Origin of the sequence: Vogesella sp. LIG4, from assembly GCF_900090205.1 — a bacterium.
GTDB lineage: Bacteria > Pseudomonadota > Gammaproteobacteria > Burkholderiales > Chromobacteriaceae > Vogesella.
Window position 1 is genome coordinate 1,084,625 of the sequence record NZ_LT607802.1, and the last position, 23,148, is coordinate 1,107,772.

General features: G+C 66.6%; 21 protein-coding genes. 11 read left to right on the forward strand and 10 right to left on the reverse strand.

Annotation, left to right across the window (positions count from 1 at the left end; all coding sequences use genetic code 11):
• Nucleotides 1–15: 15 nt before the first annotated feature.
• The 5 genes from aceF to PSELUDRAFT_RS05090 all read right to left on the reverse strand — a co-directional run bounded on the left by aceF (nucleotide 16) and on the right by PSELUDRAFT_RS05090 (nucleotide 8,400).
• A complete protein-coding gene (aceF, locus tag PSELUDRAFT_RS05070) occupies nucleotides 16–1,677 on the reverse strand; it encodes a dihydrolipoyllysine-residue acetyltransferase (protein WP_088965812.1) in 1,662 nt (553 codons plus the stop codon).
• Between the two features lie 100 nt (nucleotides 1,678–1,777).
• Nucleotides 1,778–4,441, reverse strand: coding sequence for a pyruvate dehydrogenase (acetyl-transferring), homodimeric type (gene aceE / locus PSELUDRAFT_RS05075; protein ID WP_088965813.1), 2,664 nt, complete (start codon nucleotides 4,439–4,441; stop codon nucleotides 1,778–1,780).
• A 366-nt stretch (nucleotides 4,442–4,807) separates the two neighbouring features.
• Nucleotides 4,808–6,265, reverse strand: a complete 1,458-nt coding sequence (locus PSELUDRAFT_RS05080; RefSeq protein WP_088965814.1) for a M48 family metalloprotease — start codon at nucleotides 6,263–6,265, stop codon at nucleotides 4,808–4,810.
• A gap of 87 nt (nucleotides 6,266–6,352) precedes the next feature.
• The gene (locus PSELUDRAFT_RS05085; RefSeq protein WP_088965815.1) at nucleotides 6,353–8,068 is read right to left on the reverse strand and encodes a SulP family inorganic anion transporter; all 1,716 of its coding nucleotides are present in this window, start codon (nucleotides 8,066–8,068) and stop codon (nucleotides 6,353–6,355) included.
• Complete coding sequence (locus PSELUDRAFT_RS05090) at nucleotides 8,065–8,400, reverse strand: helix-turn-helix transcriptional regulator (RefSeq protein ID WP_088965816.1); 336 nt, start codon at nucleotides 8,398–8,400, stop codon at nucleotides 8,065–8,067. The genes PSELUDRAFT_RS05085 and PSELUDRAFT_RS05090 overlap by 4 nt, the downstream gene beginning before the upstream one ends.
• 110 nt (nucleotides 8,401–8,510) lie before the next feature.
• Between PSELUDRAFT_RS05090 and PSELUDRAFT_RS05095 the strand changes: the two genes are divergently transcribed.
• From PSELUDRAFT_RS05095 to PSELUDRAFT_RS05145, 11 genes are all read left to right on the forward strand, one after another.
• Nucleotides 8,511–9,371 (forward strand): MBL fold metallo-hydrolase, encoded by an 861-nt coding sequence (locus PSELUDRAFT_RS05095; protein WP_088965817.1) that lies wholly within the window; start codon nucleotides 8,511–8,513, stop codon nucleotides 9,369–9,371.
• A 46-nt stretch (nucleotides 9,372–9,417) separates the two neighbouring features.
• Nucleotides 9,418–10,410, forward strand: a complete 993-nt coding sequence (locus PSELUDRAFT_RS05100; RefSeq protein ID WP_088965818.1) for a DUF2804 domain-containing protein — start codon at nucleotides 9,418–9,420, stop codon at nucleotides 10,408–10,410.
• A 202-nt stretch (nucleotides 10,411–10,612) separates the two neighbouring features.
• Nucleotides 10,613–11,275, forward strand: a complete 663-nt coding sequence (gene pxpB / locus PSELUDRAFT_RS05105; RefSeq protein WP_231895308.1) for a 5-oxoprolinase subunit PxpB — start codon at nucleotides 10,613–10,615, stop codon at nucleotides 11,273–11,275.
• Nucleotides 11,268–12,212, forward strand: a complete 945-nt coding sequence (locus tag PSELUDRAFT_RS05110) for a biotin-dependent carboxyltransferase family protein (protein WP_088965819.1) — start codon at nucleotides 11,268–11,270, stop codon at nucleotides 12,210–12,212. The genes pxpB and PSELUDRAFT_RS05110 overlap by 8 nt, the downstream gene beginning before the upstream one ends.
• A gap of 14 nt (nucleotides 12,213–12,226) precedes the next feature.
• Nucleotides 12,227–12,964: a 5-oxoprolinase subunit PxpA gene (gene pxpA, locus PSELUDRAFT_RS05115; RefSeq protein ID WP_088965820.1), complete on the forward strand. Its 738-nt coding sequence runs from the start codon at nucleotides 12,227–12,229 to the stop codon at nucleotides 12,962–12,964.
• 21 nt (nucleotides 12,965–12,985) lie between these two features.
• Complete coding sequence (locus PSELUDRAFT_RS05120; protein ID WP_088965821.1) at nucleotides 12,986–13,432, forward strand: GNAT family N-acetyltransferase; 447 nt, start codon at nucleotides 12,986–12,988, stop codon at nucleotides 13,430–13,432.
• Between the two features lie 126 nt (nucleotides 13,433–13,558).
• Nucleotides 13,559–14,128: a carbonic anhydrase gene (locus tag PSELUDRAFT_RS05125; protein WP_088965822.1), complete on the forward strand. Its 570-nt coding sequence runs from the start codon at nucleotides 13,559–13,561 to the stop codon at nucleotides 14,126–14,128.
• A gap of 68 nt (nucleotides 14,129–14,196) precedes the next feature.
• Nucleotides 14,197–14,838 carry a nicotinate-nucleotide adenylyltransferase gene (gene nadD / locus PSELUDRAFT_RS05130; protein ID WP_088965823.1) on the forward strand — a complete coding sequence of 214 codons (642 nt, stop codon included), beginning with the start codon at nucleotides 14,197–14,199 and terminating at the stop codon, nucleotides 14,836–14,838.
• Nucleotides 14,839–15,127: 289 nt separating this feature from the next.
• Complete coding sequence (gene rsfS, locus PSELUDRAFT_RS05135) at nucleotides 15,128–15,496, forward strand: ribosome silencing factor (protein WP_088965824.1); 369 nt, start codon at nucleotides 15,128–15,130, stop codon at nucleotides 15,494–15,496.
• 72 nt (nucleotides 15,497–15,568) lie between these two features.
• Nucleotides 15,569–16,039 carry a 23S rRNA (pseudouridine(1915)-N(3))-methyltransferase RlmH gene (gene rlmH / locus PSELUDRAFT_RS05140; RefSeq protein ID WP_088965825.1) on the forward strand — a complete coding sequence of 157 codons (471 nt, stop codon included), beginning with the start codon at nucleotides 15,569–15,571 and terminating at the stop codon, nucleotides 16,037–16,039.
• Nucleotides 16,040–16,281: 242 nt separating this feature from the next.
• Nucleotides 16,282–16,971 carry a lytic transglycosylase domain-containing protein gene (locus PSELUDRAFT_RS05145; RefSeq protein WP_088965826.1) on the forward strand — a complete coding sequence of 230 codons (690 nt, stop codon included), beginning with the start codon at nucleotides 16,282–16,284 and terminating at the stop codon, nucleotides 16,969–16,971.
• A gap of 206 nt (nucleotides 16,972–17,177) precedes the next feature.
• Here the strand turns inward: PSELUDRAFT_RS05145 and holA are convergent, their stop codons facing one another.
• From holA to PSELUDRAFT_RS05170, 5 genes are all read right to left on the reverse strand, one after another.
• Entirely contained in the window at nucleotides 17,178–18,191 is a 1,014-nt protein-coding gene (gene holA / locus PSELUDRAFT_RS05150; RefSeq protein ID WP_088965827.1) for a DNA polymerase III subunit delta, read from the reverse strand.
• Nucleotides 18,172–18,708, reverse strand: coding sequence for an LPS assembly lipoprotein LptE (lptE, locus tag PSELUDRAFT_RS05155; protein ID WP_088965828.1), 537 nt, complete (start codon nucleotides 18,706–18,708; stop codon nucleotides 18,172–18,174). Before lptE ends, holA begins: the two co-directional genes overlap by 20 nt.
• Nucleotides 18,709–18,786: 78 nt before the next feature.
• Entirely contained in the window at nucleotides 18,787–21,402 is a 2,616-nt protein-coding gene (gene leuS, locus PSELUDRAFT_RS05160; protein WP_088965829.1) for a leucine--tRNA ligase, read from the reverse strand.
• Between the two features lie 291 nt (nucleotides 21,403–21,693).
• Nucleotides 21,694–22,506, reverse strand: coding sequence for a sulfite exporter TauE/SafE family protein (locus PSELUDRAFT_RS05165; protein WP_088965830.1), 813 nt, complete (start codon nucleotides 22,504–22,506; stop codon nucleotides 21,694–21,696).
• Nucleotides 22,506–22,964 carry an EVE domain-containing protein gene (locus tag PSELUDRAFT_RS05170; RefSeq protein ID WP_088965831.1) on the reverse strand — a complete coding sequence of 153 codons (459 nt, stop codon included), beginning with the start codon at nucleotides 22,962–22,964 and terminating at the stop codon, nucleotides 22,506–22,508. Before PSELUDRAFT_RS05170 ends, PSELUDRAFT_RS05165 begins: the two co-directional genes overlap by 1 nt.
• Between the last annotated feature and the right edge of the window lie 184 nt (nucleotides 22,965–23,148).

The window sequence follows — 23,148 nt, forward strand, 5'->3', positions numbered from 1 at the left end:
CGCCCTACCGTTGAATTACAGGATCAGGCGACGCACGTCGGACAGCAGCTTGCCCAGGTACACGGTGAAGCGGGCGGCAGCGGCACCGTCGATCACGCGGTGGTCGAAGGACAGGCTCAGCGGGCACATCAGGCGCGGTGCGAATTCCTTACCGTTCCATACCGGCTTGATCTGGCTCTTGCACACGCCGAGGATGGCCACTTCCGGCGCATTCACGATCGGAGTGAAGCTGGTACCGCCAATGCCGCCCAGGCTGGAGATGGTGAAGGTGGCGCCCTGCATGTCGGTAGGCTTGAGCTTGCCGTCACGCGCCAGCGCGGACAGCTCGGTCAGTTCCTGGGCGATCTGCTTGATGCCCTTCTGATCCACGTTCTTGATCACCGGTACCACCAGGCCGTTCGGCGTGTCGGCGGCAAAGCCGATGTGGTAGTACTGCTTGAGCACCAGGTTGTCGCCGTCCAGCGAGCTGTTGAACGCCGGGAAGGCTTTCAGCGCCTCGGCGGCGGCCTTGATGATGAAGGCCAGCGGGCTGATCTTGAGGCCGGATTTCTCCCATTCCTTGCCTACCAGCTTGCGGAAGTCTTCCAGCTCGGTGATGTCGCACTCGTCATTGAAGGTGACGTGCGGGATCATCACCCAGTTGCGGCTGAGGTTGGCACCGGAAATCTTCTGGATGCGCGACAGCGGCTTGGTTTCGATCGGGCCGAATTTGGCGAAGTCCACCTTCGGCCACGGCAGCAGGTCCAGACCCACGCCGGAACCGGCCGGGGCGGCCGCCGGGGCCAGCGCCGCCGGGTTCTGCATCACGGCCTTCACGAAGCCCTTCACGTCGCCCTCGACGATACGGCCCTTGCGGCCGGAGCCTTTCACCTTGGACAGGTCCACGCCCAGTTCGCGCGCCAGCTTGCGTGCCGACGGGCCGGCATGGGCCGTGGCAAAGCCGGCTTCGTTGAAGGCGGCGGCCACGGCAGCTGCTACCGGGGCAACGGCCGGCGCGGCAGCAGGAGCCGGAGCAGCAGCAACCGGGGCAGGTGCGGCAGCTACCGGAGCGGGAGCAGCGGCCGGGGCAGCAGCGGCGCCAGCGCCTTCCACCACCACGATCAGCTCGCCTTCGCTGATCTTGTCGCCCACTTTTACTTTTACTTCCACCACGCGACCGGCGGCGGTAGCCGGCACTTCCATGGTGGCCTTGTCGGTTTCCAGGGTGATCAGGCTGTCGTCCAGCTTGATCTCGTCACCCACTTTCACCGCTACCTCGATCACGTCCACACCGCTGTGGCCGCCGATGTCCGGCACGCGGATTTCGCTGCGGCCAACGTTGGCCGCAGCCGCCGGGGCAGCCGGAGCCGGGGCACTGGCTACCGCAGCCGGCGCGGCGGCAGGCGCAGCTGCCGGAGCAGGCGCCGCAGCAGCCGGGGCCGGTGCCGCAGCGCTGGCACCCACTTCGATGATGGCGATCACGTCGCCTTCGGAAATCTTGCCACCCAGTACCGCACGCACTTCTTTCACCACGCCGGCGGCTTCCGCCGGTACTTCCATGGTGGCCTTGTCGGTTTCCAGGGTGATCAGGGAGTCATCCACCGCCACGCTCTGGCCGGGCTGGATGAACACTTCGATGATGTCTACGTTGCTGTGACCGCCGATGTCGGGCACTTTCAGTTCGATCAGATTGCTCATGGCTTTCTATCCGCTGTAGGGCGGGTTGGCCGCACGGCCATACCCGCCTCGAATCTGCGCGCGGGTATGGCCTGATGGCCAACCCGCCCTACGTTGCCGCTTATACTTTCCAGCTCGGCAGCTTGTTCAGGTCGATGCCGTACTTGGCGATGGCTTCGGCTACCTTGGCAGCCTCTACCTTGCCTTCGCGAGCCAGGGCGGACAGCGCCGACACGGCCACGTAGTAACGGTTCACTTCGAAGAACTCGCGCAGCTTGGCGCGGCTGTCGGAGCGGCCAAAGCCGTCGGTGCCCAGCACCACGTAACGGCCTGGCACGTATTCGCGGATCTGGTCAGCGTAGTTGCGGATGTAGTCGGTAGCGGCAACCACCGGGCCGCTACGGCCAGCCAGCTGCTGCTCGACGAAGGACTGGCGCTGCGCGCCCACCGGGTTCAGCAGGTTGTGGCGGGCGGCTTCCATGCCGTCGCGACGCAGCTGGTTGAAGGAGGTCACGCTCCAGATGTCGGAAGCGATGCCGAAGTCGTTGCGCAGCAGGTCGGCGGCGGCAATCACTTCGCGCAGGATGGTGCCGGAGCCCATCAGCTGCACTTTCACCGCGGCGTCGCCGCCATCCTTCAGCAGGTACATACCCTTGAGAATGCCCTCTTCGGCGCCTTGCGGCATGGCCGGGTGGGTGTAGTTCTCGTTCATCAGGGTGATGTAGTAGAACACGTCTTCCTGCTCGACATACATGCGGCGCAGGCCGTCCTGCAGGATCACCGCCAGCTCGTAGGCGTAGGTCGGGTCGTAGCTGATGCAGTTCGGGATCAGGCCGGCCTGGATGTGGCTGTGGCCGTCTTCGTGCTGCAGGCCTTCACCGTTCAGGGTGGTGCGGCCGGCGGTGCCGCCCAGCATGAAGCCGCGGGCGCGCATGTCGCCGGCTGCCCAGGCCAGATCGCCCACGCGCTGGAAACCGAACATCGAGTAGTAGATGTAGAACGGAATCATCGGGATGCCATGGTTGGCATAGCTGGTGGCCGCGGCGATCCACGACGACATTGCGCCCGGCTCGTTGATGCCTTCCTGCAGCATCTGGCCATCCTTGGATTCCTTGTAGAACATCAGCTGGTCGGCATCCTGCGGTACGTAGTTCTGACCCTGGGTGGACCAGATGCCGTACTGGCGGAACATGCCTTCCATACCGAAGGTGCGGGATTCGTCCGGCACGATCGGCACGATCTGCTTACCGATGTTCTTGTCCTTCAGCAGGATGCCCAGCTGACGCACGAAGGCCATGGTGGTGGAGAACTCGCGCTCGCCGGAATCGGAGAACTGGCTGTCGAACACATGCAGGCCCGGCACCGCCAGCGGCGCCTTCACCGGCTTGCGTGCCGGCAGGTAGCCACCCAGGGCAGCGCGGCGTTCGCGCATGTATTTCATTTCCGGGCTGTCTTCCGCCGGCTTGTAGTACGGTACTTTTTCCAGGTCCTCGTCGGATACCGGAATGGCGAAGCGGTCGCGGAACTTGCGCAGGTTTTCCAGCGCCATCTTCTTGGCCTGGTGTGCCACGTTCTGCGCCTCGCCGGAGGAGCCCATGCCGTAACCCTTGATGGTCTTGGCCAGGATCACGGTCGGACGGCCGTTGGCGTTGTGGGTAGCCTGGTAGTAGGCGGCGTACACCTTGTGCGGGTCATGGCCGCCACGGTTCAGTGCCCAGATCTCCTCGTCGGACATATTGGCCACCATCTCGCGCAGCTCCGGGTACTTGCCGAAGAAGTGCTCGCGCACGTAGGCGCCGTCCTTGGACTTGAAGGTCTGGTAGTCGCCGTCCACGCACTCGTCCATGCGCTTCTTCAGCAGGCCCTTGGTATCCATGGCCAAGAGCGGGTCCCAGCGGCTGCCCCATACCACTTTCAGCACGTTCCAGCCGGAGCCGCGGAAGTCGCCTTCCAGTTCCTGGATGATCTTGCCGTTGCCGCGTACCGGGCCGTCCAGACGCTGCAGGTTGCAGTTGATCACGAACACCAGGTTGTCGAGGCCTTCACGCGCGGCCATGGAGATGGCGCCCAGGGATTCCGGCTCGTCCATCTCGCCGTCGCCGCAGAAGCACCACACCTTGCGGCCCGGGGTCTTGGCCAGGCCACGGCTTTCCAGGTACTTCAGGAAGCGGGCCTGGTAGATGGCCATCAGCGGGCCCAGGCCCATGGATACGGTGGGGAACTGCCAGAAGTCCGGCATCAGCCACGGGTGCGGGTAGGAGGACAGGCCGCCGCCGTCCACTTCCTGGCGGAAGCTGTCCATCTGTTGTTCGCTGATGCGGCCTTCCAGGAAGGCGCGGGAGTACACGCCCGGCGCAATGTGGCCCTGGAAGTACACCAGATCGCCTTCCTGCTCGTCGTTGTGGGCACGCCAGAAGTGGTTGAAGCCTACGTCGTACAGGGTGGCGGAGGACTGGAACGACGCGATGTGGCCGCCCAGTTCCAGGTCTTTCTTGCCGGCGCGCAGCACCATGGCCATGGCGTTCCAGCGGTTGATCGAGCGGATGCGATGCTCCAGCTCGTGGTTGCCCGGAGACTTCTGCTCCTTGCCCACCGGGATGGTGTTCTGATAGGCGGTGGTGGCTTCGAACGGCAGGTGGGCACCGCGACGGCGGGTGCGCTCTACCATTTTCTCCAGCAGGTAATGGGCGCGCTCGGCACCGTCATTGTCCAGTACCGACTCGACTGCCTCGGTCCATTCCTGCGTTTCAATCGGATCGATATCGTCAGGGTAGATTGCTGCCATCTCACATCCTCACTGTTATTTTCCGAACCGCCCCGATAGGGAGGGTCAGGCTGACATACGTCGAAGCCCCGGTGGAGGCTCCCTTAACTGCACGCGATTATAATCGAACAAAACCGCAAAAAATTTTTGCGAAAACGAAAACATTCTTACACGCGGCAAAGTGTATAGCCTGCCAGTTTCGAGACGGAATAGCCAATTAGGGTTTTCGCTCGAAAACAGCTTTAAATTCATGGATATTGCGGCGCAGCATGTTGTTTTTTTGCGATACGCCAAGGCCGGCCGGCATGCGGGGATGCCAGCCGTATCAGACAGCAAGAAGCACACTACCGGGGCTTGCATCGTAGTGACGGCACTACGCGGCCAGGCTCAACGCTTGTCGTCGCCCTGCCCCGGTTTCAGCTTAGTGCCAATTTCGCGCAGCCGCGCCTCGATGGAAGAGCGCAGATAGAAATCGTCGCCCGGCGCCTGGGTGGCCAGCTGGTATTGAACACGCGCGGATTCGAACTTTTGTTCGAAAAAGAACGCATTACCGAGTGCAGCGTGGTAGCGCAGCGAGTCGGCCTCGCCATAGCTGCGCGCCGCCAGCCGCCACAGCTGCGGGCTGTCCTGGTAACGCGCCAGCGCCGCGTCGATGGCCTGGCGCGCCTCGGCCTGGCGGTTGCTCTGCAGCAGGGCGTCGATCAGCTCCAGCCGCAGCGCGCGACGCGACGGGAACACCGCCAGCGCCTGCTGCAGGGTCTGCACTTCCTGCGCCGGCTGGCCGGCGGCACGCTGCAGCTCGGCCTCCAGCAGCAGTAGCGACGGGTGCGCCGGCAGCGCCGCCTTTACCTGTGGCCACAGCGCCTGCGCCTCCTTCAGGTTGCCGTGCGCCAGCTGCGCGCGCAGCAGGCCATACAGCATGGCGCCGCGGTTGAGATAGCGGCGGCTGGTGAGTGCAGTGCTGTAGAACGGCAGCACTTCGTCAGCGCTCAGGGTGGCCACGCGCAGCTTTTCGCGCATCAGCAGGTAGTCCAGGCTGTCCAGCCGCATCTTCAGCGGGTAGCTCTGTGCCCGCGCCTGGCTTTCGCTCAGGCGCTCCACCGTCAGCGGGTGGGTGCGCAGGAAGCCGAAGGCGTTGTTGTCGTTATGGCGCTGCGACTGCTGCAGGCGCTCGAAAAACAGCGGCATGTTGCGCGGGTCGAAACCGGCGCCGGCCAGGTACTGCATGCCCATGCGGTCCGCCTCGCGCTCGAAGTCGCGGCTATAGGACAGCTGCTGGCTGACGCCCAGCCCGACGCCGGCGTTGAGCGCGCCCACCGCCATATCGCTGTTGCCGCTGCGCGAGCCGGCCACGATGCCGGCCAGGATCGCCGCCCACAGCCACAGCTGGTTCTGGCTGCTGCTCTGGTACATGCGCGCCAGGTGGCGCTGGGTGACGTGGGCGGTTTCGTGCGCCAGCACCGACGCCAGCTCGCCCTCGCTCTGCGTGGCCGTCACCAGGCCGCTGTGCACGCCGATCACCCCGCCCGGCAGGGCAAAGGCGTTGATGCTGGCATCGCGCACCACGAAATAGCTGATCGGTAGCGGCGTAGGCTGTGCCGCGGCCACCAGCGAGCCGCCCAGGTCGTTGAGGTAGTCGTTGATCTCGGCATCGTCGATCACGTCGCCATCGTCCTGCAGCGAGCGCTGGATGTCGCGGCCGATGCGGCTTTCCTCGGCCAGCGGCACGGCGGATTCCGCCACCGTACCGAGGTTGGGCAGGTTGTCGCTGGCCAGCGGGGCGCTGGCCGGCCAGGCCACCAGCACGGCGGCAAGCAGGGACGTGAGTCGGGTATGAGCGTTCATGGCGGCTATGATAGCCAGTTAGCGGCGAAGTCCGCTGCGCTAGTTTGTGTGGATTTGTGTTGACCCAGGTTCTGCCGGCACAGACGGCTAGATATGGAATTCCGGCGGCGGCAGCAGCGCCTGCCAGGCAGCGAAGGTGGACAGGTACACCCGGCCGCTGAAGCGGCTGGCGAGACCTGCCTTGCCGAACACATCCCACACCGGCCCCTTTACCTCGGCCAGCTGCACGCGCACGCCGCGCTCGGCCAGGGTGTCGTCCAGCCGCTCCAGCATGGCGAGGCCGGTGATGTCCACGCGGTTCACCGCGCTCATCACCAGCAGCAGGGTATGCACCTGCCCGGCTGCGGCCAACCTTGCCAGCAGTGCATCGCGCACGTGGCGTGCATTGCCGAAATACAGGCTTTCGTCGATGCGCAGGATCAGTACACCCGGCAGGGTCTGGCACTGCTGGTAGCGCTGCACATTGCGAAAGTGGCTGCCACCGGGCAGCAGGCCCAGTTCGGCCATATGCGGGCGGCTGCTCTTCATCAGCCACGCCGCCAGCGAGATCACCACCCCGGCCACGATGCCGCTGTCCACCCCCAGCCACAACACCAGCAGGAAGGTGACGGCGAAGGCAATGGCATCGCTGCGCTCCGCCCGCCAGGCATGCAGCAGCGGCTGCAGCCGCACCTGCGGCGCCACCGCGGCAACGATGGTGGCGGCCAGCATGGTCAGCGGCAACGCCGACAACATGCCGCTGCCCCAGGCCAGCAGCGCGGCAATCAGCGCCGCGGTGATCAGCGATGCCAGCTGGCTGTTGGCACCGGCCTCGGCGTTCACCACCGAACGGGTCAGCCCGCCGGTCACCGGAAAGCCGCCGCACAGGCCGGCACCGATATTGCAGACGCCCAGCGCCAGCAGTTCGCGATCCGGGTCCACCGTCTCGCGGCGCGGAATCGCCAGCAGCTGCGCCACCGACAGGCTCTGCACGTAATTGACCAGCGCGATGAAGAACGCCGGCATCACCAGCGGCAGCAGCCCGCAGGAGGGCAGCGCCGGCCAGGCCAGCGCCGGCAGCCCGGCCGGGATGCGGCCAACCTGCGGCAGCTGCCCCTGCCAGCCCGGCAGGCCGACCAGCAGCATGCTGCCCAGCAGTGCCAGCAGCGGCAGACCGCGCACCAGCAATGCCTGCGGCAGGCCCCGCAGCCCCAGGCGATGCAGCAAGCGGCTCAGCCTGCTACGTCCCCACCACAGCAACAGCACGCCAGGGATGCCGATCAGCAGCGCCGGCCATGAGTAGTGGCCGGCATGTGCCCACAGGCTGGACAGAATGGCGGGCAGGCTGGCGCCGGGAGCGCGAAAACCGGCCAGCGGCCCCAGCTGGCTCAGCACGATCAGCAATGCCGACGCGGCGGTGAAGCCGGCCAGCACCGGTTCGGACAGCACGTCGGCCAGAAAACCCAGCCGCAGCAGGCCGAACAGCAACAGCAGCACGCCGGACAACAGCGCCAGCCAGATGGCGGCCAGCAGGTAATCGGTGGAGGCTGCCGCCAGGCCAAGCTTGCCCAGCGAGGCGGCCACCAGCAGCGAAGTCACCGCCATCGGCCCCACCGACTGCGCATGGCTGCGGCCCAGCAGCGCATACAAGGGCAGCGGCAGCAGGCTGGCATACAGGCCCAGCTGCGGCGGCAGCCCGGCCACCAGCGCGTAGGCCAGCCCCTGCGGCAGCAAAAGCAGTGCCACCAGCAGCCCGGCGCTGATGTCGCCGACCAGCCATTGCCGCTGGTAATGCTGCAACCAGGGCGGCAGCCAGCGCGTCATGTGCTGTGCGCGGTATCGGCAGCCACGGCAGTGCTTACCGTGCCGCAGTACAGCCCGTACAGCGTGTCCAGAATGGCGAGCGCCTGCTCGCTGGCCACGCTGTAGTAGATCCACTTGCCGTCGCGGCGGGTGCTCACCAGCGACTCGTTGCGCAGCACCCCCAGCTGCTGTGACAACGTGGGCTGGCGGATACTGGTGAGCCGCTCCAGCTCGGACACGGTTTTTTCGCCATCCACCAACTGGCACAGCAGCAGCAGCCGGTCCTCGTTGGCCAGGCTTTTCAGCAAGGCTGCCGCGCGGGATGCGTTGTCATGCAGTACAGTCAAATCCATGGATATCCCCAATCTGTCTCCCACTGCCGCGCTGTCAGCGCAGCCACCGGAACATTATATTTTAATATATAGTAAATAATATCAACACTTGTCTGTCAGCAGGAGCGGCAATGCACGCAAGCATCCAAGCCTTCTTCGACCCGGTAACCGGCACCTACAGCTACGTGGTGTTCGATCACCCGGGTGGCCACGCCGCCATCATCGACCCGGTGCTGGACTACGACCCCAAGGCTGGCCGCACTGCCACCGACAATGCCCAGCAGCTGGTGGACTTCATTACCGCCCGCGAGTTGCAGCTGGCGTGGATACTGGAAACCCATGCCCATGCCGACCACCTGACCGCCGCCGCCTGGCTGAAGCAGCGCCTGGGCGGGCGCACCGGCATAGGCCGCCATATCGATGCGGTGCAGCGGGTATTCAAGCCGATATTCCAGATGGAAGAAGACTTCGCCACCGATGGGCGGCAATTTGACCAGCTTTTTGCCGATGGCGACAGCCTGCAGCTGGGGGAACTGACGCTGCGCGTGCTGGCGCTGCCGGGCCATACCCCGGCCGACGTGGGCTACCAGGTGGGCGATGACGTGTTCATCGGCGACACCCTGTTCCAGCCGGACGTGGGCAGCGCCCGCTGCGACTTCCCCGGCGGCGATGCGCGCACCTTGTTCCATTCGGTGCAGCGCCTGCTGTCGCTCCCGGACAACACCCGGCTGTGGCTGTGCCACGACTACCCGCCCGACAGCCGCGCGCCCAGCGCCTGCAGCACGGTGGCCGAGCAGAAAGCGGCCAACGTCCACGTGCGCAGCGGCGTGAGCGAGGCGGACTTCGTTGCCCTGCGCCAGGCGCGCGACGCCACGCTGGGGGCGCCGGTGCTGCTGATTCCGTCGATACAGGTGAATATCCGCGCCGGCAACCTGCCGCCGCCGGCGGCCAACGGCCACGCCTACCTGAAGATTCCGCTGGACCTGCTGTAGACTGCAGTCATGATCCACACCCGGGCGGAACCGGCCGCCCACCGGCATGGCGCCTGCTCCCCTGCCTGCCGCGCCCTCGCAACTGGTGCACGAGCGCGGCCTTCCTGCCTTTGGCATGTATCGCGGCATCGTGCCGGCGCTGTCCTGGCACGCGCTGGCCATGCCACCTTTGCGCCGCCTGACGCGCCGCCTGCACCACAAGCGCTGGCAATACGCCGCCTTCGCCCATGCCGATTTCTTCATCGGCGTGGCGGTGGTGGACGTGGGCTGGGCCGGCAGCGCCTTCGCCTACCTGTTCGACCGCCGCCAGGGCCGACTGCTGGCCGACTTCGACGCCACCGGCGCGCCGCTGCTGCACACCCGCCTGGAAAACCGCACCTTCGGCGACGCCACCTTCCGCCGCGGCAGCGACTGTATCGCCTTCCGCCACGCCGGCAGCCGGCTGGAACTCACCATCAACACCACGCCGCTGCGCCTGGCCGCCCACATCACCCTGCCGGCCGCCGACAGCGTGCTGGCCGCCATCGCCCCGGCCAACTGGCAGGCGCATGCCACCCACAAGAGCGGGGCGCTGGCCTGCAGCGGCTTTGCCGAATGCAATGGCGAGCGCCTGGCGCTGGACGGCTGCCAGGTCAGCCTGGACGCCTCCAACGGCCTTCTGGCGCGCGACACCAGCTGGCGCTGGGCCAGCGCCCACGCCGGGCCGCTGGGCTTCAACCTGCAGGCCGGCTATATGGGCGATGCGGAAAACGCCATCTGGCTGGAGGGCGTGCCGTGGCGCGTGGGCGCCGCGCAATTCGAATTCGATGCGGCCAACCCCCTGGCGCCGTGGCGCATCCACACCGACGACGGCGCAGTAGCGCTGACCTTCACCCCGGAGGGCGCGCGCAGCGGCGACAAGAACCTGCTGATCGCCAGCAGCCGCTACATCCAGCCGGTGGGCCGCTTCGATGGCTGGCTGCGCCACCCGCACAGCGGCGTGCTGTACCCGGTGGAAGCGCTGGCCGGTGTTACCGAAGACCACCATTCGCGCTGGTAGCGCACCAGGCTGCTGACAAAGTGCTTCGTTTACACACCACCGGACCCGGCACGGCCGGGCCGATCCAGCCAAGTGCTTGCATCGGCAGCCTTCCTGTCTACAAAACAAAGTCCTTCCGCATGGCGAAGAACTTTGTCGGTACGCTCTCGCGCTGGTAGCGCGCCACCCACCGCGGCACAACGTTGGCCGCAAGGAGCCCGCCTTGAAACATGCCGCCGTGCACGGCCACCTGCTGGGCGAACGCGCCGTGGTGCTGAACTCGCCGCCACCGGCCACCCTCGCCTGCCAGCGCCGCATCTGGTGGCTGGCCGACACCCTGCGCACGCAAGGCGACTTCATCGATATCGTTCCCGGCATGAACAACCTCACCGTGATCCTCGACCCGGCGCGCCACGACGGCGCGGCGGTGCTCGACCAGCTGATGGCGCTGTGGCAGCAGGCCAGCAGCGCCGTACTGCCGCAGCGGCGGGTGAATATCCCGGTGCACTACGGCGGCGAGCACGGCCCGGACCTGGCAGCGGTGGCGGCGCACTGCGGGCTGTCGGAGCAAGAAGTCATCGCCCGCCACAGCGCCGCGCGCTACACCGTGTTCTTTCTCGGCTTCCAGCCCGGCTTCGCCTACCTGGGCGGGCTGCCGCCGGCGCTGGCCACCCCGCGCCGCGCCGAACCACGGCTGGCGGTGCCGGCCGGCAGCGTCGGCATCGGCGGCGAGCAGACCGGCATCTACCCGGCCACCAGCCCCGGCGGCTGGCAGCTGATCGGCCGCACCACACTGGCGCTGTTCGACCCGCAGCGCGAGCCGCCCAGCCTGCTGCTGCCGGGCGACCGCGTGCGCTTCGTGGCACAGGAGCCCGGCCATGCTTGAGATTCTCCGCCCCGGCGTGCAGACCACGGTGCAGGATCTGGGCCGCCACGGCCTGCGCCACCTGGGCATTGCCCAGAACGGCGCGCTGGATACGTCGGCACTGCTGCTGGGCAACCGCCTGCTGGGCAATGCGGCCAACCTTGCCGCACTGGAAATCGCCCTGGGCCCGGTGGCCATCCGCTTCGGCCGCGACGGCTGGTTCGCGCTGACCGGCGCCGACTTTGCCGCCACACTGGACGACGAGCCGGCCTGGTGCGGCTGGCGCCTGCCCTGCCGCGCCGGGCAGATACTGCGCCTGGCCGGCGGCCACCACGGCATGCGCGCCTACCTGTGCGTGGATGGCGGCATCGACGTGCCGCTGGTACTGGGCGCACGCGCCACCGACCTCAAGGCGGCATACGGCGGCCACCACGGCCGCGCCCTGCAGGCCGGCGACCGGCTGCCGCAGGGTGCCGCCAGGTCGCTGCCGCGGCGGCTGGGGGTGTACCAGCGGCCATGGCAGCCGCTGCTGCGCGCCATTCCCGGCCCGGAATACCATGAATTCGACGCCGCCAGCCGGCACGCCTTCTGGCAACACCCGTGGACGGTAAGCCCGCACAGCAACCGCATGGGCTACCGGCTGCAGGGCACGGCGCTGCAGCGCAACCACGGCGGCGAGCTGCTGTCTCACGCGGTACTGCCCGGCGTGGTGCAGGTGCCGCCGAACGGCCAGCCCATCGTACTGCTGGCCGATGCGCAGACCACCGGCGGCTACCCGCGCATCGCCAGCGTGATCGATGCCGACCTGTGGTTGCTGGCGCAGGCGCGCCCCGGCAGCCGGCTGCACTTCGTGGAGTGCGACCTGGCCACCGCCCGCGCCGCGCGGGAACACTGGCTGCGCGACTGGCGCCGCTTCGAACTGGCCGCCTGGGGCAGCGGCCAACTTCCCTCCCTGTGAACTGGAACCTGGCAATGCACATAGACCTGAATGCCGATGTCGGCGAAGGCTGCGGCGACGATGCCGCCATCCTGGCCTGCGTCAGCTCGGCCAATATCGCCTGCGGCTGGCACGCCGGCGATGCCGCCACCATGCGCGCCGCAGTGCGCGCCGCGCTGGCGCATGGCGTGGCCATCGGCGCCCACCCCAGCTTTCCCGACCGCGAAAACTTCGGCCGCAGCGCCATGCAGCGCACGCCGGTGCAGGTGCATGCCGATGTCGGCGCACAGTTGGCCGCACTGGCCGCCATCGTGCGCGAGGAAGGCGGCCAGCTGGTGCACGTCAAACCGCATGGCGCGCTGTACAACCAGGCGGCGCGTGACGCGGTGCTGGCCGATGCCATTGCCGCCGCGGTGCGCGACTTCGACCCGGCGCTGAAGCTGATGGGGCTGGCCGGCAGCGAGTCGATCCGCGCCGCCGCACGCCATGGTCTGGCCGCCATCGAGGAAGTCTTCGCCGACCGCGGCTACCTGGCCGACGGCAGCCTGGCGCCGCGCGGCAGCCCCGGCGCGGTCATCGAGGATGCCGACACCGCGCTGGCACAGACGCTGCAGCTGATTGAGCACGGCAGTGTGCGCAGCCTGGACGGGCAACACATCGCACTGCGCGCCGACAGCGTGTGCCTGCACGGCGACGGCGCCCACGCGCTGGCCTTCGCCCGCCTGCTGCGCCAGCAGCTGCAGGCGCGCGGCATTGTTATCCGCCCGGCCTGAACCTTGAACCGGAGCACTGCCATGAACCCCACCCTGCGCCCCGCCCGGCCCGCCGATGCCCAGGCCCTGGCCACCCTGTCCACCCAGCTGGGTTACCCGGTGGCACCGGCAACGTTGGCCGCACGGCTGGACACGCTGCTGGCGGCGCCGGAACAGCATGTTGTCCAGGTGGTCGAAGTGGAGGGACGGGTGTGCGGCTGGATACACGGCTTTGTGCGGCCGCTGCTGGAATCCGCCACCTGCGTGGAGGTAGGCGGCCTGGTGGTGGCCGAAGACTGCCGTGGCCAGGGGCTGGGCGCGCAGCTGCTGGCCGCCTGCGAAGCCTGGGCCGCCGCGCGCGGCATTGCCGAGGTCAACGTGCGCTGCGCCGAGCATCGCAGCGACGCCCATCGCTTCTACCGGCGCGAGGGCTACAGTCATATCAAGAACCAGCTGACTTTTCGCAAAACGGTAGCGAAAACCCCATGAACCGCGTGGTGGGTGCCGGCCGTGGTCGTGGTAGCATGGCGCCCGACAAAATCCAGAGTAAACACACCAATCCCCTGACCGCCTGCCCCGCCGCCCGCGGACAGGTCATTGCTACAGGAGAACATCATGGGCCTGCTTAGCTCCCTGCTGGACCACAACCGCGCCTTCGTCGAAGCGCGCGAGTACGAACAATTCGAGACCGACAAATTCCCGGACAAGAACCTGGCAGTGCTGGCCTGCATGGACGCACGCCTGGTGGAACTGCTGCCCAAGGCCATGGGCCTGAAGAACGGCGACGCCAAGCTGATCAAGAACGCCGGCGCCCTGGTTACCCACCAGTGGGGTTCGGTGATGCGCAGCCTGCTGGTTGCCGTCTACGAGTTGCGCGCCGAGGAAATCTGCGTGGTGGCACACCACGACTGCGGCATGCGCGCCATCGACCCGAACCGCATCCTGGCCAGTGCCCAGGAACGCGGCGTGTCCGCCGACACCATCGCCACCCTGCGCGGTGCCGGCATCGACCTGGACGGCTGGCTGAAAGGCTTCGACAACGTGCACGACAGCGTGCGCCATACCGTGGCCACCATCCGCAGCCACCCGCTGATGCCGAAAGACATCCCGGTGCACGGCCTGGTGATCCATCCGGCCACCGGCAAGCTGGACCTGATCATCGACGGCTACCTGCCGCAGGTCTGATGCCCACCGGCAAGCAACAGCCAGCCACAGCGGCAGCACCTGCGCACAGCGGGGCTGCCGCTGTGGCCATGCGCCGCGTCGGCATGTTCGGCGGCACTTTCGACCCCATTCACGCCGCCCACCTGCGCATGGCGGAAGCGTTCTTCAGCCAGTGCCGGCTGGACGCGCTGCGGCTGATCCCCGCCGGCAACCCCTACCATCGCGACAGCGGCCCGCAGGCCAGCGCCGTGGAGCGCCTGGCCATGGTGCAGCTGGCCATTGCCGGCCATGCCGGCTGGCAGGCCGACGACCGCGAAGTACGGCGCGCACGCCCGGCCTACACCGTGGAAACACTGGAAGAACTGCACGCCGAGCTGGGGCCGGAGTGCCAGCTGTGGCTGCTGATCGGCGGCGACTCGCTGCACAATCTGCCCGCCTGGCAGCGCTGGCAGGACATCCTGCGCCTGGCCAATATCGTGGTGGCGGTACGCCCCGGTTTCGATGCGGCCAACCTCCCTGCCGCACTGCAGCCCTACTGGCAGCAAGTGCCTGATTTTTCAAACAGCGCGCCTTCCGGTACAATCCGCGCCCTGACCTTGCCCCCCGTTCCCCTTTCCGCCACCGAACTGCGCCACAAACTGGCCGGTGGCGAGGACTGCAGCGGGCTGATTCCCGCCGGTGTACTGCAATACATCCACCGGCATCAGCTATACCGGAGTACGGCAAGGTAAGGGGCGCCATCAATTTATTCACGATCTAGCGAGCTAGAGCGAGACAAGGCGGAAACGGCTGAGGGAGCGGAATTGACATCGCGTCAATGAGCATCCCGAAGACGGTTTCAACGCCGTATCGCCGACGCGCAGCAGATCGTGCACAGATTCTGATGCGTCCCGCCGCCGGGCGCTCTGTGCCCGAGCTGCCAACTGCCGCTGTCCGCGGCACCCCGATCTTTTACGGAACCTCTGGCCGCCGCGACCGCTGCCCCGCCGCCATGTCCCGCAACGTACTGCAAGGAAACTCATGGAAGTTCAAGACATCGCCAAACTGGCCGTCGAAGCCCTGGAAGACGTAAAGGGCAAGGATATCGTCGAGCTCGACACCACCAATCTGACCTCACTGTTCGCCCGCATGATCGTGTGCACTGGTGACTCCAACCGCCAGGTGAAGGCACTGGCCAACAACGTGGCCGTGACCCTGAAGGAAGCCGGCGTGGAGCTGGTTGGCTCCGAAGGCCACGAAAGCGGCGAATGGGTGCTGGTGGATGCCGGCGACGTGGTAGTGCACGTGATGCTGCCGGCCGTGCGCGACTACTACGACCTCGAAGCGCTGTGGGGCGGCCAGAAGCCGTCCTTCAACCCGGTGGGCCGTCCGTGGAACGCTGCCGTTTAAGCTAGCCGCACGACCCGAAGTTGGCCGCACCGTCGCAAGGCGCTGCGGCCAACCTCTTTTTGGAAAGCCGACATGAAAATCACGCTACTGGCGGTGGGCAGCAAGATGCCGCGCTGGGTGGACGACGCCTTCGGCGACTACGCCAAGCGCTTCGGCCGCGACATCAGCTTCGAACTGAAAGAGATCAAGCCGGAAAAACGTGGTGGCGGCGTGACCGCCGAGAAAGGCATTGCCGCCGAGCACGAGCGCATCGTGGCGGCCATTCCGCCGCGCAGCAAGCTGGTCATTCTGGATGAACGCGGCAAGAACTGGACCTCGATGCAGCTGGCGGCCGCCATGAAAGACTGGATGGCCGGCGGCGACGACATCACCATCGTCATCGGCGGCGCCGACGGGCTGTCCGCCGAGCTGAAACAGCGCGCCGACATCATGTTGCAGCTGTCGGCGATGACCCTGCCGCACGGCATGGTGCGCGTGCTGCTGGCCGAGCAGCTGTACCGCGCCTACTCCATCCTCAACAACCACCCCTACCACCGCGAGTGAGCCGTGCCGGCGTTGCCGGTGCACGACAGGCGGCAGTTTTTTCTGCCGCGGCCACCGGCGGCTGTCACAGCCTGTTTAACCCTGCGCGCCCCGCCACTGCTGACATTGGCCGATGGAAAGCCGCTGTTTTGGCCATGACGCCGGCTTTATTTGTAAGTATCTGTTACTGGAAATTGTGCTCAAAGCTTATTAATATGCAGACGTCAGCCCGTGCGGCATCAGCTCTTTAAAAGCCACCCATCATGCGCAAGTATCCACTTCTGGCCAGCCTGCTGGCACTACTGCTACTGCCGGCAGCCCACGCCGAAAACAGCCAGCAGTCACCCGCCGCCAGCTACGATCTGCTCAGCGACGCCGTCGCCCCCGGGTTGGGCGCCACCCTGAGTTACGATATACCGCCGCCAGTGGTGGAAGCACAGCCGGCAGCCAGCAACACGGATATTCCACAGGTCAACGCACCGGCATACAACCGGCAGATGGCCGCCGCCTTCAGCAAGCTGGTGGCACGCATCGCGCATGAGCAGCACCTCGACCCGCAGCTGCTGCACTCCATCATCACCGTCGAATCCGGCTACAACCCCGGCGCCGTGTCGCCCAAGGGCGCCATCGGCCTGATGCAACTGATGCCGGGCACTGCCAGCCGCTTCGGCGCCAGCAACCCGCAGGACCCGGTACAGAACATCCGCGCCGGCGCCCGCTACGTGCGCTTCCTGCTTGCCCTGTTCAACAGCGACATGTCGCTGGTACTGGCGGCCTACAATGCCGGCGAAGGCGCCGTGAGCAAGTACCGCAACACCATCCCGCCGTACGAGGAAACCCGCGAATACGTGGCCAAGGTGCTGGCTTCCTACCAGAAACGCACCGGCCAGAGCCTGCTGCCGGCGCAGTACCAGCGCGTGAAGCTGGTGCTGTCCAGCGATACCCCGCTGTAAGCGCCCAGCAAACGACAAAGCCCGGCACACTGCCGGGCTTTTTTATTACTGTAGGGCGGAAGCCCGGCAAAGCCGGGCGTTCCGCCATGCAAGGTTGGCCGCATGCGGCGGAACGCCCCGCCGGGGCTTCCGCCCTACACCTGACACTGCCCCGCACGTAAAAAAGCCCGGAACATTGTTCCGGGCCTTCTCCCTGCCGATCGGCACTACCTTGCGGCCAACCTGGCGGCCAGCCGGCGCAGGCTGTGCCAGGGCTCGCCGGGCTCCACGCCCTTGATCTGGCGATCGATGCGCGCGCACTCGGCCAGCGCCGCCATCAGCTGCTTGCCGCCGATGCGCTTGAGCGCCGGCTCGGCCAGGCGTTGCTTGTCGCCCCACAGCCGCAGCTCGTTGGCCATGTCGCGCACGGTGCGGCCTTCCTGCAGGCCACGGCCGAGGCGGATCAGCATGCGCACGTCCTCGGTGAACGACCACAACACCAGCACCGGCGCCTCGCCTTCCGCTTCCAGCCCGTCCAGCATGCGCGTGGCGCGGGCGGTATCGCCGGCCAGCCAGCTTTCCGACAGATGGAACACGTCGAAGCGCGCCACATTGGCCACCGCCTCGCGCAGTTGCTCCAGCGTCAGCTCGCCCTGCGGGTACAGCAGCGCCAGCTTGTCGATTTCCTGCTTGGCCGCCAGCAGGTTGCCTTCCACCCGGTCGGCGAAGAACACCGCGGCATCGTGGCCCAGGGTCTGGCCCTGCAGCTTGAGGCGGCGGGCGATCCACGCCGGCAGCTCGCTGCGGCCCACCGGCCGCGCTTCCACCAGCACCGCGCTTTTCTCCAGCGCGGTGAACCACTTGCTCTTCTGCTGCGTCTTGTCGAGCTTGGGCAGCTGGATCAGCGTGACAGTATCGTCCGGCGGATTGGCCGCCAGCTGCTGCAGCGCCTCGCCGCCCTCGGTGCCGGGTTTGCCACCGGGGATGCGGATCTCCAGCAGCTTGAGCGAGGCGAACAGCGATACGCTGCTCATGGCATCGCGCAGCTGCGACCAGTCGAAATTGCCGCCTTCCACCGTCAGCACTTCGCGCTCCAGGTAGCCGGCGGCGCGCGCGGCGGCGCGGATGCTGTCGGCAGCCTCCAGCGCCAGCAGCGCCTCCTCGCCGTACACCAGGTACAGCGGGGCCGGCGCACTACGCGCCAGCTGCTCTTTCAGCGCCTCAGGGCTGTTTGCCGGCATCGGCCTTGCTTCCCGGCGCAGGCAGGTAGCCCAGGCGGCGCACCAGCTGGCTGGCGGCTTCCTTGCGCATGTCTTCGCGCAGCAGTGATTCTTCGCGTTCCTTGCCCAGCGTTACCGAGTCGCTGTAGCTCATGGTGCGGCGCAGGGTGACGGTGAGCGGCAGCGGCGCATCGTCCTGCAGGCGCTGGATGGTGGCAGTCACGGTGTAGATCAGCAGGTATTCGTTGACGTTACCGGCCAGGCTGACACCCAGCACATCCTTGCGATCTTCCTCGCTGACGATGTTCAGCACCGCGTCGGGCGTGCCTTGCAGGTTCTCGAACTGGATGCGGCCGTCACGGCGCAGCGCGGTTTCCAGCGACGATTGCAGGCTGCCGGTCTTGGCAACCCGCAGGGTGGTGAAGCTCAACGGCGCAGTCTGCGTCAGCGGGGTACCCAGGCCACGCAGCTGGAAGCCGCAGGCGGACAGGGTGCCGATGCAGGCCAGCAGGGCGATATTGCGCAGCAGTCGTTTCATTGCAGCTCTTCCATGTGACAGCGGCGCGGGTCTGACCGCGCCGCCGGAGCGTCCGCGCGGCCAATGCCGCGCGGCGGTTTAGACTACGATATTGACCAGTCGGCCCGGCACCACAATCACCTTCTTCGCCGGCTTGCCTTCCATGAACTTGGCCACGTTGTCGTGCGCCAGCGCGGCGGCCTCGATGGCGTCCTTGGCAGCGTCGGCAGCCACGGTGATGCTGCCGCGCAGCTTGCCGTTCACCTGGATCATCAGCTCGATCTCGCTCTTCACCAGCGCGGCCTCGTCCACCTGCGGCCACGGCGCGTCCAGCAGTTCGCTGCCCGGCTGCAGCTCGTTCCAGATGGCGTCGGTCACGTGCGGCACGATGGGCGACAGCAGCACGGTGGCGGCTTCCAGCACTTCCTGCGCCACGCTGCGGCCAACGTCACCGGCGGTATCGGCCTTGTCGAAGGTGTTGAGCAGCTCCATCACCGCGGCGATGGCGGTGTTGAACTGCTGACGGCGGCCGTAATCGTCGGCCACTTTCTGGATGGTGCTGTGCAGCTTGAAGCGCAGCTCTTTCTGGCTGGCGTTCAGCTCTCCGCCGGCGTACGGCGCGGCAACGCCGGCTGCCACGTGCTCGCGAGCGGTTTTCCACAGCCGCTTCAGGAAGCGGTGCGCGCCTTCCACGCCGGCATCGGACCATTCCAGCGACTGGTCCGGCGGGGCGGCGAACATCATGAACAGGCGCGCGGTGTCGGCGCCGTATTTCTCGATGAACTCCTGCGGGTCCACGCCGTTGTTCTTGGACTTGGACATCTTCTCGATGCCGCCGATCTGCACCGGCTGGCCGTCCACGCGGTGGGTGGCGGCAATGATCTTGCCCTTGCCGTCGCGCTCCAGCACCACGTCTTGCGGGGCGATCCAGTCCTTGGCGCCGTTGGGCAGGTCGCGGTGGAAGGTTTCGCACACCACCATGCCCTGGGTCAGCAGGCTCTTGAACGGCTCGTCGCTGTCCACCAGGCCTTCGTCACGCATCAGCTTGTGGAAGAAGCGGGCGTACAGCAGGTGCAGGATGGCGTGTTCGATGCCGCCCACGTACTGGTCCACCTGCAGCCAGTAGTTGGCCGCATCCTTGTTCAGCATCGCGGTGTCGCACTTGGGGCTGGCGTAGCGCGCGTAGTACCAGCTGGACTCCACGAAGGTGTCCATGGTGTCGGTTTCGCGCTTGGCCGCGCCGCCGCACTTGGGGCAGCTGGTTTCGTAGAATTCCGGCATCTTGGCCAGCGGGCTGCCGGCGCCATCCGGAATCACATTCTCCGGCAGCACCACCGGCAGGTCTTTTTCCGGCACCGGCACGTCGCCGCAGCACGGGCAGTGGATGATGGGGATCGGGCAGCCCCAGTAGCGCTGGCGGCTGATACCCCAGTCACGCAGGCGGTACTGGGTTTTCTTGGCGCCGGAGGCCTTGGCTTCCAGGTCGGCAACGATGGCGTCGAAGGCGGCGTCAAAACCCAGGCCGTCGTACTTGCCGCTGCCTACGGTGAGCAGCCCTTCCTTGGCGCCGTACCATTCCTGCCAGTTGGCCGCATCGAAGCCGTCTTCGCCGTCGGCCTTGCGGTACACCTGCTTGATGGCCAGCTGGTATTTGTTGGCAAACTCGAAATCGCGCTCGTCGTGCGCCGGCACCGCCATTACCGCGCCTTCGCCGTAGCCCCACAGCACGTAGTTGGCTACCCATACCGGCAGCTTGGCGCCTGTCAGCGGGTGGATCACGAACAGGCCGGTATCCATGCCGCGCTTTTCCTGGGTGGCGATGTCGGCTTCGGACACGCCGCCCTTCTTGCATTCGGCCACGAAGGCGGCCAGTTCGGCATTGCCCGCCGCGGCCTGGGTGGCCAGCGGGTGCTCGGCGGCTACCGCCACGTAGGTGGCGCCCATCAGGGTGTCCGGACGGGTGGTGTATACCTTCAGCTGGCCGTCGTGGCCGATGCTGGCCTGGTCATAGGCGAAGGTCACCTCGGCGCCGAAGCTCTTGCCGATCCAGTTGCGCTGCATGGTCTTGACCTGTTCCGGCCAGCCGTCCAGCTTGTCCAGGTCGTTCAGCAGCTCGTCGGCGTAGCGGGTGATGGCGAAGTAGTACATCGGGATTTCGCGCTTTTCCACCAGCGCGCCGGAGCGCCAGCCGCGGCCATCCACCACCTGCTCGTTGGCCAGCACGGTCTGGTCCACCGGGTCCCAGTTCACCACGCCGTTTTTCTTGTAGATCACGCCCTTCTCGAACAGGCGGGTGAACAGCCACTGCTCCCAGCGGTAGTAGTCCGGCTTGCAGGTGGCCAGCTCGCGCTCCCAGTCCAGGGCAAAGCCCAGGCTGTCCAGCTGCTTCTTCATGTACTCGATGTTGGCGTAGGTCCAGGCAGCCGGTGCGCCGCCATTCTTCATCGCCGCGTTCTCGGCCGGCAGGCCGAAGGCGTCCCAGCCCATCGGTTGCAGCACATTGAAGCCCTGGTGACGCTTGAAGCGCGCCAGCACGTCGGTAATGGTGTAGTTGCGCACGTGACCCATGTGCAGCTTGCCGGACGGGTACGGGAACATGGACAGCGCGTAGTACTTGGGACGCGAAGTGTCTTCCACGGCCTTGAAGGCGGCGGTCTGCTGCCATTTCTGTTGCGCGGCGGCTTCGATTTCGCGCGGGCTGTAATGTTCTTGCATGATGTTCTTTGTCTGAGAAAGGCGAAAAATGGCGAGCAAAATCAATCGCGCCATTATATACGGCGCATGGCGGCCACGGCGAGGCGGCATGCTGCCAGGCTGCCCAAAAAAACAGCAAGGGTTGGCCGCATGCGGCCAGACCCTGGCGCATTGGCAAAGCCCTTTCGCATCGCGAAATGGCTTTGCCGTGTAACCAGGAAGGCTGCCGCTGCAATGGTCTGGCAGGAGCGACCCGGCTTTGCCAGCAGCCTGGCTTGGCCGCATGCGGCCAACCCCGCGGCCCCATCCGCCTCAACCATGCCGCAGCAGGCCAATCAGCATTTCACTGGCCATCACCACCATCAGCACGGCAAAGGCCTTTTTCAGCTTGGGCACCGGCAGCGCATGTGCGGCACGCGCGCCCAGCGGCGCCATCAGCACCGTCATCAGCATCAGCGCCAGCATGGCCGGCAGGTAGATGAAACCCAGCGCGCCCCACGGCAGCCCCGGCTGCTGCCAGCCGCTGGCCAGGTAGCCGATGGCGCCGGACACCGCGATGGGCCAGCCCAGCGCCGCGCTGGTGGCAATGGCGGTATGCACCGGCACATTGCACCAGCCCATGAACGGCACACTCATCGAGCCGCCGCCAATGCCCACCCAGCTGGAGATCATGCCGATGACGCCGCCGGCGGCACTCTGCCCCGCAATGCCAGGCATGTCGCGGCTGGCGGCCGGCTTGGCGCCCAGAAACATCTGCGCACCGACCAGGTAGGCATACAGCACGAAGAACCAGCGCAGCGCCTGGCTGGGAATCAGCCCGGCCAGCAGGCTGCCGCCAAAGGTACCCAGCACCATGCCCGGTGCCATGCCCCGCACGATGCGCCAGTCCACCGCGCCTTTCTTGTGATGCGCCCGCACGCTGGAAACACTGGTAAACACCATCACCGCCAGCGAGGTGCCCACCGCCAGGTGCTGCACGTGGTTGCCGCCCAGCCTTGCCGCCTCCAGCACACCCACCACCACCGGCACGATCACCAGCCCGCCGCCCACGCCCAGCAGGCCGGCCAGAAAGCCGGCAATGGCACCAAAACCCAGCAATACCGCGAACATCGACAACGACAGCATCACAGCACCACTTGCGTCAGGTAGGCCCATTCCGCCTCGGTAACCGGGGTGATGGACAGCCGGTTGCCACGCTTGAGCACCGTCATCTCCTCCAACTGCGGGTGCTGGCGCAGCTCCTGCGGCGACACCAGCCGCGTCTGGCGCACAAAGCGCACGTCCACGCACTGCCAGCGCGGCTTGGCCGGGTCGGATTTGGGGTCGTGGTAGGGGCTGGCCGGGTCGAACTGGCTGGAATCGGCATGCGCGGCGCTCGCCACCTCGGCGATGCCGGCAATGCCCGGCTCGGGGCAGGAGGAATGCCAGAACAGCAGCAGGTCACCCGGCTGCATGTCGTCGCGCATGAAGTTGCGAGCCTGGTAATTGCGCACGCCGGTCCACTCGAACAGCGCATCAGGGTTGGCCGCAAGGTGGGCGATGCCCACTTCGTCGGGTTCGGATTTCATCAGCCAGTAGCGCATGGTGTGGTTTCGCTGGCCGACCGGCGCCCAGCGCTCATCAATGTATCGAAACTGCATTATCCGCCGTGTCGGCGATATCAGGTAGCACGCCGTGCCCGTAGTGGTGGTGGTGGCGCTGGCGGGCAGACCGCCAGCAAAACAAAACGCCGGCAAGCCATCTGCGGCCTGCCGGCGTTGATACACC

Excerpts from the sequence above, each read along its gene's own strand:
- PSELUDRAFT_RS05120 (WP_088965821.1), top strand. The coding sequence starts at position 12,986 with ATGAACCCCACCCTGCGCCCCGCCCGGCCCGCCGATGCCCAGGCCCTG.
- PSELUDRAFT_RS05085 (WP_088965815.1), bottom strand. The coding sequence starts at position 8,068 with ATGACGCGCTGGCTGCCGCCCTGGTTGCAGCATTACCAGCGGCAATGG.
- aceF (WP_088965812.1), bottom strand. The coding sequence starts at position 1,677 with ATGAGCAATCTGATCGAACTGAAAGTGCCCGACATCGGCGGTCACAGC.
- lptE (WP_088965828.1), bottom strand. The coding sequence starts at position 18,708 with ATGAAACGACTGCTGCGCAATATCGCCCTGCTGGCCTGCATCGGCACC.
- pxpA (WP_088965820.1), top strand. The coding sequence starts at position 12,227 with ATGCACATAGACCTGAATGCCGATGTCGGCGAAGGCTGCGGCGACGAT.
- leuS (WP_088965829.1), bottom strand. The coding sequence starts at position 21,402 with ATGCAAGAACATTACAGCCCGCGCGAAATCGAAGCCGCCGCGCAACAG.
- rlmH (WP_088965825.1), top strand. The coding sequence starts at position 15,569 with ATGAAAATCACGCTACTGGCGGTGGGCAGCAAGATGCCGCGCTGGGTG.
- nadD (WP_088965823.1), top strand. The coding sequence starts at position 14,197 with ATGCGCCGCGTCGGCATGTTCGGCGGCACTTTCGACCCCATTCACGCC.
- PSELUDRAFT_RS05100 (WP_088965818.1), top strand. The coding sequence starts at position 9,418 with ATGGCGCCTGCTCCCCTGCCTGCCGCGCCCTCGCAACTGGTGCACGAG.
- PSELUDRAFT_RS05145 (WP_088965826.1), top strand. The coding sequence starts at position 16,282 with ATGCGCAAGTATCCACTTCTGGCCAGCCTGCTGGCACTACTGCTACTG.
- PSELUDRAFT_RS05170 (WP_088965831.1), bottom strand. The coding sequence starts at position 22,964 with ATGCGCTACTGGCTGATGAAATCCGAACCCGACGAAGTGGGCATCGCC.
- PSELUDRAFT_RS05080 (WP_088965814.1), bottom strand. The coding sequence starts at position 6,265 with ATGAACGCTCATACCCGACTCACGTCCCTGCTTGCCGCCGTGCTGGTG.
- PSELUDRAFT_RS05165 (WP_088965830.1), bottom strand. The coding sequence starts at position 22,506 with ATGCTGTCGTTGTCGATGTTCGCGGTATTGCTGGGTTTTGGTGCCATT.
- PSELUDRAFT_RS05090 (WP_088965816.1), bottom strand. The coding sequence starts at position 8,400 with ATGGATTTGACTGTACTGCATGACAACGCATCCCGCGCGGCAGCCTTG.
- holA (WP_088965827.1), bottom strand. The coding sequence starts at position 18,191 with ATGCCGGCAAACAGCCCTGAGGCGCTGAAAGAGCAGCTGGCGCGTAGT.
- PSELUDRAFT_RS05110 (WP_088965819.1), top strand. The coding sequence starts at position 11,268 with ATGCTTGAGATTCTCCGCCCCGGCGTGCAGACCACGGTGCAGGATCTG.
- rsfS (WP_088965824.1), top strand. The coding sequence starts at position 15,128 with ATGGAAGTTCAAGACATCGCCAAACTGGCCGTCGAAGCCCTGGAAGAC.
- PSELUDRAFT_RS05095 (WP_088965817.1), top strand. The coding sequence starts at position 8,511 with ATGCACGCAAGCATCCAAGCCTTCTTCGACCCGGTAACCGGCACCTAC.
- PSELUDRAFT_RS05125 (WP_088965822.1), top strand. The coding sequence starts at position 13,559 with ATGGGCCTGCTTAGCTCCCTGCTGGACCACAACCGCGCCTTCGTCGAA.
- aceE (WP_088965813.1), bottom strand. The coding sequence starts at position 4,441 with ATGGCAGCAATCTACCCTGACGATATCGATCCGATTGAAACGCAGGAA.